The organism is Streptomyces sp. KLMMK (assembly GCF_036961605.1).
Lineage (GTDB): Bacteria > Actinomycetota > Actinomycetes > Streptomycetales > Streptomycetaceae > Streptomyces > Streptomyces telluris.
This window is the reverse complement of the sequence record NZ_JBAMDC010000380.1, coordinates 1-6,121: the sequence shown is the minus strand read 5'-3', so window position 1 is coordinate 6,121 and position 6,121 is coordinate 1. Positions and strand designations below refer to the sequence as shown.

Sequence of the window (6,121 nt, the reverse complement as noted above, 5' to 3'; positions counted from 1 at the left end):
CCCGGCCCTTGGCGAGCATCTGCTCGCCCGTGTCCTCGTCCCCGGACCGGGCGTCGGTCTCGGTGAGCAGGTCCAGGGGGATGAGGACGACGGCGGTGGTGCCGCCGTACGGGGAGGTCTGGAGCGAGACGCGCACGTCGTGGCGGCGGGCGAGCCGGCTGACGACGAACAGGCCGAGCCGGTCGGTGTCGGAGAGCTCGAACTCGGGGGTCTCGGCGAGCCGGAGGTTGGCCTCCAGCAGGGCGTCCGGGGACATGCCGAGGCCGCGGTCGTGGATCTCCAGGGTGAAGCCGTTGGCGACGCGCTGGCCGTGCACCTGCACGGCGGTGTGCGGCGGGGAGAAGACGGTGGCGTTCTCCAGGAGTTCGGCGACGAGGTGGGTGAGGTCGCCGACGGCGGGGCCGCGCACGGCCAGCCGGGGCAGGCGGCGCACCTCGATCCGCTCGTAGTCCTCGACCTCGGCTACGGCGCCGCGGACGACGTCCATGAGGCGGACGGGCTTGCGCCACTGCCGGGCGGGGGCGGCGCCGGAGAGGATCACCAGGCCCTCGGCGTGGCGGCGCATGCGGGTGGTGAGGTGGTCGAGGCGGAAGAGGTCGGCGAGCTCCTCGGTGTCCTCGGTGCGGCGCTCCATGGCGTCGAGGAGGGTGAGCTGACGGTGCAGCAGGACCTGGCTGCGGCGGGCGAGGTTGACGAAGACGTCGGCGACGCCGCGGCGCATGTCGGCCTGTTTGACGGCGGCCTCGACGGCGGCCCGCTGCAGGGTGTCGAGGGCCTTGCCGACCTGGCCGATCTCGTCGGGCCCGAACTCCCGCGGCGGGGCCTCCGCGGCGAGGTCGATCCGCTCGCCCGCGGCCAGGCGGCGCATGACGGCGGGCAGCCGGATGCCGGAGGCCTCGTGGGCCTCCTTGCGCAGCCGGCGCAGGTCGCGCACCAGGCCGCGGCCGATGCGCAGGGAGATGACGAGGGAGCAGACGAGCGCGGCGGCGCCCAGGACGCCGGCGACGGCGGCCTTGGTCAGGACGCGGACGGCGATCGGCTCGACGCGGTCCGCGTAGCGGTCGGTGGCCTCGGTGTTCATCCGGGCGAGCTCGTCGAGCACGACGCCGGCGGCCCGCTCCCAGCGCATCGGGTCGATGGTCTGCGGGGCGCGGGAGGAGCCGGCGAGGATGGCGGTGTCCTCGGCGGCGCGCAGGGCGTGGGGGCCGGTGCCGCGCCAGTACTCCTCGAAGATCTTCTGGTCGCCGGCGGGCAGCACGGAGAGGCTGGTGCTGTAGAGGATCTGCCGCTCGGCGACGCGGTCGGAGACGGCCCGCAGGTCCTGGCGGCTCATGGTGCCGGTGGTGAGGGCGGCGGCGAGGAGGGCGTCCTCGCGGGAGAGCGCCTCGCGGGCGCGGGCCACGCCGATGAGGGCGCGGGCCTGCTTGTCCATCTCGGCGTCCTCGAAGGCGCCGAGGCTGCCGAGGAAGGCGTAGTAGGGCTCCACCAGGTCGTTGTAGGCCTGGAAGGCGCCGTAGCGGCTGATGCCGCCGGCCCCGACCTTGCCGCGCAGGCCCGCCAGGTCGCCCAGGGCCTTCTCGATGCGCCGGTAGCGGAGGTCGGTGGCGGGGCTCATGTCGTCGCGGACCTTGCCGGCGCCGCGGCGGAAGCCGGCGGCCGCCTTGTCGGTGGCCTCCTGCTGCTCGCGCAGGACGGCGAGGTTGTCGGCGCGGCGCGGGTCGGCGAGGTGGACGAGGGTCTGGCGGCGTTCCTTCTGCAGCGCGCGGACGAGCTCCTCGGCGGGCAGGCCCGCGGTGCGGATGGCCTCGGCGGCGGAGAGCAGCCGGGCGGCCTCCGTGCCGGTGATGACGGTGGCGAAGACCCACAGGCCCGTGAGGGACACCAGCGGCACCAGCAGCAGCGCCACGATCTTCCGGCGGATCGATTTCCCGCGAAAGCGCATGGCCTCCCCAACGTCAACCCCGCTCTGGTGGGGTGGTGTTCCGACAACAATGCGGCGTGAGCCTACTACTGCGGGGTACGGGACTCGAAGGCCAGTACGGTGATCGGACCGTCGTGGCCGCCACCCGTATGGCGGTAATTCCCTGCCCATGGGAACTATCGGGCACCGTCCATCGCTCTTGTGGAGGGAGCCGGACCGCTGCGGCCGGCCTCGGCACGGGAGGCGGCGGGGCCGCCGACGAGGGGGTGAGCCGTCGTGGACCGGGATCATGACGAGCCGTCGCGCCGGGCGCGACCGCCGCTGTGGGTGGAGCAGCCCGCGCGCCGGCGCCGGATGCCGGATCCGGTGCGCACCGCCGCGGTGCGCGCGGTCCTCTTCGTCGCCGTGACGCTGGTGCAGGCGATGGTCGCGGCGCTGTTCGCGTTCGCCGGTTCGTGGCTGGCCCTGCCGGCGCTGCTGTGCACCCTGGCGAGCGTCGTGGCGACGACCTGGGCGGTGCTGGACGTGTGGGTCACGCGGCAGGTGTGGCGGCAGAGACACGGAGTGGTGTCCGTGCCCAGCAGTTCGGCGCGCGCCGGCAGACGGGCCCGGCGTCCCGGCTTCCCCTGATCGTCAAGCGCCGGGTAGGTTCGGCGGTTGACGGTGTCGTACACCGGGCACGGGCGGGCGGACGGGCCATGGGGGGATGTACGGATGGCTGAGCGGGATCAGGCGGTGCATCGCATTCCGGAGGTGCTCCGGGATGCCGGCTGGACGGTGTGTCTGGTCGGTGAGGAGCAGTCGGGCAAGCTGGCCCAGGTGACCGCGGGGTTACGGCGCGGCCCGGATCCCTCGGGCTCGGGAAAGCTGATCACCTCCGGCTTCTCCTACTGGGGCCTGGAGTCCACCGTGGCCTGGGCCCACGCCTGCAACGACCTGTACTACCCCGTGATGCGCGAGAGCATCGCCTCCTTCAGCCGCCGCTGGCGGGGCCTGAGCGAGAGACTCCCGGACGGGCCGCTGCACTACGTGAGCCTCGGCCCCGGCACCGGGCAGAAGGACCAGGCCCTGCTGCGCTCCCTGGACAGCCGCGGCCGCTGCGGCTGTTACATACCGGTGGACGTCAGCGCCGAGATGCTGCGGCTCGCACAGCGCGAGGCGCTGCAGCACCTGCACGTGCCCGCGGCGGACGTGCTCCCCGTCCAGCTGGACTTCTCGATGCCCGCCAACCTCGACCGGCTGGGCACCCTAGTCCGCCGTACGGTCGGCAGCGAGCCCGTCGTGTACTCCCTGCTGGGCAACACCCTCGCCAACTTCGACAGCGACACCCAGCTGCTGGCGCTGCTGGCCGAGAAGCTGCTGCGGCCGCAGGACCGCTTCCTGCTGGAGGTGGCCGGCACGGCCGGGCAGGACGAGGCGGCTGCCCGCGCGGCCGCGCAGGAGTACGAGAACAGCCCGCGCTTCCGGGAGTTCGTCACCAGCGCCCTGCTGCAGTACACGGACCTGCAGATCGACATGAACAGCCTCACCTGCGAGGGCCTGGTCGAGGACGACCGGGCCCTGAAGATCAAGGTGATCTACCGCAACCGCACGGGGTCGGAGCTGCAGCTCACGCTGCCCGACCGCAGCACCGTCCGCTTCCCCGACCAGGACACCATCCGCCTCCTCCTCAGCCGCAAGTACACCCGTACCGGGCTGGAGAAGATGCTGGTGGACGCGCGGGTCACCACGGTCGGCGAGACCCACGAGGCCGGGCACACGGCCTTCGACGGGCCGGCGTTCGGGATGACGCTGCTGCTCCTCGCCCCCGGCGACGGGACCCGGCCCGCCGGCCCCAACCCGTTCGACTGACGGCCCGGGTGCCGTGGGACTCCTCGGCCGGCTCAGCCGGCAGTTCTTCGCCGCCGCCACCATCGCCTGCCTGCTGGTCGCCCTCGGCATCTGCGTGTGGTGGCTGACCGTAGCTCAGGGGCGCGACGAGCACTTCGAGCCCGCGGCCTCCGGGCTCGCGCTCGTCGCCGCCATCACCGGGGTCTACGCCGAGCGCCGGGCGGCGGCCCGCGAGCGGCGCGCCCAGGCGCTGTACGCACTGGCCGACGAGCTGGTGAAGAACACCGAGCTCGTCGGCACGGGCTTCGCGCCCCTGGACCGGTTCGCGCCCCGGGCGCGCGTCTACCCCCGGCTGCTGCAGTCGGCGACGGACGCCGCGCTGGTGTCCGGGGTGTTCTCCGAACCCGGGCACGACGAGCTCGTCGCCCTGCTGCACCGCTGGCGCGACGCCGTACACGACTTCAACCGGCGGCTGGACCTCACCGAGCTGCGCACGTACGTCTCGCGGGTGCCGCCGGAGGAGCTGCTGGCCATCGACGAGGCCATGCACCGGCCCGGCGGGCAGCTCGACGGGCTGCGGCGGCTGCGGAGCAGCGTGGAGGAGCTGCTGCGGGGGCGGTACGCGGAGCCCGGGGTCGTGGCCCGGCTGCAGCAGCTCGATCCCTGAGGCCTACGAGCCGGCGTGCACCTGCCCGCCCGCTGCGAGCTCCTCCTCCGGCGGGCGGCGGTACATCCGGGTGGCCGTGATCTGGCCGTGCACCTGCTCCTCGTCGGGGTCCTGCTGCTGCGGCAGGCCCGGGCGCAGGTGCTCCTCCACGCTGATGTACTTCAGGCCCGCCCTCAGGTCGGCGTCGTTGCGCAGCCGGATGACCAGCGGGAACTCGGCCAGGGCCGTGGTGTCGAACAGGCCGGTGGTGTAGAGCAGCTGGACGCCGAGCGCATCGGCGACGGCCCGCTGGAGCTCCAGCAGGTACGTGGCGTTGGCGCGGCCGATGGGGTTGTCGAGGAACAGGGTGCCCGCGTGGCGCTGCTTGTCGCGGCCTCGGTCGTTGCTGCGCAGCGCCGCCATGGTGCAGTACAGGGCGATGGCCGCGGTGAGCAGCTGGCCGCCGGAGAAGACGTCGCCCATCTGCCGGACCGGCACCCGCTCGGCGCGCAGCACCGCGTCGGGCTTGAGGATCTCGACGGCGACGCCGCGCGGCTGCAGGGCCGCCTGGACGCCGCGCAGGAGCAGGGACATGCCGTCGCGGCGCAGGTCGGAGTTCTTCTTGACCGCCGAGCGGGTCGCCTCGTCGATGACCTCGCCGAGGCGCTCGGTGAGGGTGCTCTGGTCGGGGTCGTCGAAGCGGATGCGCAGGAACTCCTGGCCCGACCACTCCCCCAGGCCCTCGGGCAGGCGCGAGAGGCGCTGGGCGGAGCGCAGGGTGGTCAGGGAGGACTCCACGAGGCCGCGCAGCCGGTCCACGATGCTGTCGCGGTTGCGCTCCAGCTGCTCCAGCTCGTCGGTCAGCACCCGCAGGCGGGGGGCGAAGGCCTCGGCCCAGGCGGCGGCGTGCTCGGGCAGCGCCGCCGCGGGCAGCTCGCGGATCTGCTGGCGGGCGGGGGTGCGCACCTGCTCGTAGCGGGTGGAGTTGGCGTGCCGGACGAGGACGTCGCTCGCCTCGCGGACCGCGGACTCGGCGGCCGACAGGTCGCCAGCGCAGCCGCGCAGGGAGCGGCGGGCCTCGGCCGCGGCCTGGCGGGCCTCCTCCAGGCCGCCGGTGTACGGCTCGGGCTGCTCGGCGTCGTCCTCGGGGGAGTTGTCGCGCAGGAGGTCGCGCAGGAGGGCCGCGGTGTCGTCGAAGCCGGTGGCTGCGTCCTCGGCGGAGCGGTGGGCGCGCAGCAGGTCGCTGTGGGCGGTGCGGGCGCGCTCCAGGGCGTCGGTGCGCGCGGCGAGTTCGCCGGTGGCGGTGCGCAGGAGCTCCTTGGCGCGGTCGGCGTCGCCGGGGACGAGCTCCTCGGGGAGCTCGGTGTGGGCGTCGCCGTCGGCGGGGGCGAGGCGCTCGGCCTCGCCGCGCAGCCGGCCCAGCTGCTCGCTGGCCGCGGAGGCGCGGCTCTCCAGCATCTGGACGAGCTCCTCGGCGCGGGCCACGGCGGCCTGCCGGGAGGGCCCGTCGGCGCCTTCGGTGCCCTCCAGGAGCTGGGCGGCGCGGGTGCGCACCTTGTTGGTGAGGCGGTCGAGCTCGTTGCGGGCGGAGCTCTCGTCGCTCTCGGCGCGGGCCTGCTCGGCGCGCAGGTCGGCGCCGACGCCGACCTTCTCGTAGACCTGGGAGGCGGTGCGGTAGGCCTCGCGCAGGGCGGGCAGGGAGGCGGTGGGGGGCTCGCTCGCCT

At 74.2% G+C, this 6,121-nt stretch carries 3 protein-coding genes and 2 pseudogenes; 3 read left to right on the top strand and 2 right to left on the bottom strand.

What is annotated here, in order from left to right:
* Positions 1 to 1,942 (bottom strand): sensor histidine kinase (locus V7793_RS31585; RefSeq protein ID WP_336013055.1); only part of this gene is annotated, 1,942 nt, incomplete at its 3' end.
* Positions 1,943 to 2,197: 255 nt separating this feature from the next.
* Between V7793_RS31585 and V7793_RS31580 the strand changes: the two are divergent.
* From V7793_RS31580 to V7793_RS31570, 3 genes and pseudogenes are all read left to right on the top strand, one after another.
* Positions 2,198 to 2,536: pseudogene (locus V7793_RS31580) on the top strand (hypothetical protein); the annotation flags it as partial.
* Positions 2,537 to 2,656: 120 nt separating this feature from the next.
* The gene (locus V7793_RS31575) at positions 2,657 to 3,772 is read left to right on the top strand and encodes an L-histidine N(alpha)-methyltransferase (protein WP_336013054.1); all 1,116 of its coding nucleotides are present in this window, start codon (positions 2,657 to 2,659) and stop codon (positions 3,770 to 3,772) included.
* Between the two features lie 13 nt (positions 3,773 to 3,785).
* Positions 3,786 to 4,418, top strand: a complete 633-nt coding sequence (locus tag V7793_RS31570) for a hypothetical protein (RefSeq protein ID WP_336013053.1) — start codon at positions 3,786 to 3,788, stop codon at positions 4,416 to 4,418.
* Between the two features lie 3 nt (positions 4,419 to 4,421).
* Here V7793_RS31570 and V7793_RS31565 read toward each other — a convergent pair.
* A pseudogene (locus V7793_RS31565) lies at positions 4,422 to 6,121 on the bottom strand (hypothetical protein); the annotation flags it as partial.